Source organism: Flavobacterium sp. DSP2-3-1 (genome assembly GCF_049896865.1).
Taxonomy (GTDB): Bacteria; Bacteroidota; Bacteroidia; order Flavobacteriales; family Flavobacteriaceae; genus Flavobacterium.
In genome coordinates, this window is record NZ_JAFCVD010000026.1 from 1 (window position 1) to 2,152 (window position 2,152).

Consider the following 2,152-nt stretch of genomic DNA (forward strand, 5'->3'; position numbering starts at 1 on the left):
GTGCCTACAATCTGCGCCGAATTTTTAACCTGATTGACCACAGTCTATTAAAACAATATTTAAAAGTATTGGCTTTATATTTTGGGACTCTAAGAGCAATTTTTAAAGCTTTTTACGGATTGTTTTGTTTTAAGAATGAAGAATGCTTTTTTCCAAAAAGAGTTTCAATTGTAGTTTAAATCATATATATTTACTTACTGATTAACTAAAATGAGTTCGTTTAAAGGTTTTTAGACGAACTGACGTTGTAGGAAACCAGTTGACGAAAGAAACTCAGAAAAAATAAATTAAAAAATGGACATAAATCTTAGAGAAAAACTAAATGGAATATTTGGATATTTTTTAGTCGGAATATTTTTTTTAGGATTTATAATCCTAAATGTAGGACTTGATGGGAATCTATTATTTGTTGGAATTGGAACAGTAATTTTATTACCATTTATAGTTTGGTTTTTAATTCTAAACTTAAAAGAAAAAAAACTTGGCACGGAAAAGAAAGCAGAAATACAAAAACTAAAAAAATACGGCGAAAAAATAATCGTTAATCTTGAAAACATTAAAATAAATTCAAATCCTTGGAGGCAAGAAATCAGAAAAACATCAAGATATGAAGATAAAATTACTCAAGTTGATATTAACTATAATTTAATTGAAATGAAAATCCCATATAGAAGTGAATTCATCAATTATAGTCTTCACATAGATATGGAAACAACAAAATTGAAAATGCATTTTGCTATTAAAAGAGAAACCATCCTGTATGTGAATATAAAAGATAAAAACAAAAATTATTTAGATTTAGAATTTCTCAAATAAATAATTCTGGCTTCCTACAACAGCCATTTTGAGCTAGCTGGAGTTTAGTGGAATTATCGTTTCGCATCAAGTTTTCATTAAGCCGAAAATTGAAAGGTTACGAATTTCCAGCCATCTCAAAGTGGCGAGACGTTGTAAGCTATACTAAAAAAACGAAACGTACAGAATCATATGCTAGAAGGAGAATATATAATTAACGGAACTAGATTTACGAAACCGTCACGATATTACGAAGGTGCGCTCATACGAGAGAATGTCGCATTCATTACTTCTGCTAATTTAAAACAAAATTTAGAAGCATTAATAAAAGAAAAAGATATAAATACGATCAGATTAACCGATGATTATAAATTAGAAAATTTAGATTTTTTAACATCTCACAATCTTGATTTCATTGAATCTATTGATATTTTAAGTGATTCTGTAAAAGACTTTGAAGGACTCTATTCTTTAAGAAATTTGATACGTGTTAATTCACAAAACAGTAAAATTGATTATACAAAATTCAAAAAACTAAAAAGTATTGGATTAGAAATCGTCGATAAATATTCACTAGAAAAAATATCATTACTTACAAAATTGGAAAGATTGGGTTTATACAATAAATATGCTGAAATCGACCTTTCAATTTTATCTAAAAATATAAATCTGAAACAACTTCAAATTAGAAGCAGTAAACTTAAATCTCTTAAAGGATTAGAAAACTTTAAAGACTTGGAATTATTGGGTTTGTTTCACAATCGAAGCTTGACAAGTCTCGAAGGCATAAGTAAAAACCATACCAAATTAAGAAAAATTGAGATTTATTCAGCTCCAAAACTTTTAGAAGTAAATAATTATTTAGGGAATTTACAAAACCTAACTTTCTTACAACTTGACAGTAAAAGAGTTGACTCATTTGGGTTTTTAAATTCACTGAATAAACTTGAATTATTGAGTATTCACAATTTAGTTTGTGATGTTGAAGATGGAAATAAAGTTCCACTAATTGATGCATTAAAGAGGACAAATGGTAAAATATGGTAAAAGTACAGCTTACAACACACGCTACAAGCAATTTGGGCAATTGGCTTAATGGGAAGTTGGTTTTGTATTTGTGATGATTTGGCAAATCCGAAAATAGAGCTTAATTTAGTCCCAAACCCGCTGTAGTAGCGGGACGTCAAACTGTCTAATAACCTCCTTTCTCCCTGTTAAATAAATTGTATTAAAAATCATTCAAATAATTTGCATAACTCGTTGGTTTTTATTATATTTAAGGATGAAATTCATCAACGGAATTAACAGAAACCAACTCCCGCTTTTTGCTTCATCGATTGATGATGCCATTGCGCAA

At 28.7% G+C, this 2,152-nt stretch carries 2 protein-coding genes; both read left to right on the forward strand.

Features of this window, described 5'->3' with window-relative positions; translation table 11 throughout:
* The first annotated feature begins 294 nt into the window (after positions 1-294).
* Positions 295-816 (forward strand): hypothetical protein, encoded by a 522-nt coding sequence (locus ACP7AT_RS15710; protein ID WP_426065384.1) that lies wholly within the window; start codon positions 295-297, stop codon positions 814-816.
* Between the two features lie 171 nt (positions 817-987).
* Complete coding sequence (locus tag ACP7AT_RS15715) at positions 988-1,842, forward strand: hypothetical protein (RefSeq protein WP_426065385.1); 855 nt, start codon at positions 988-990, stop codon at positions 1,840-1,842.
* Positions 1,843-2,152 lie beyond the last annotated feature (310 nt).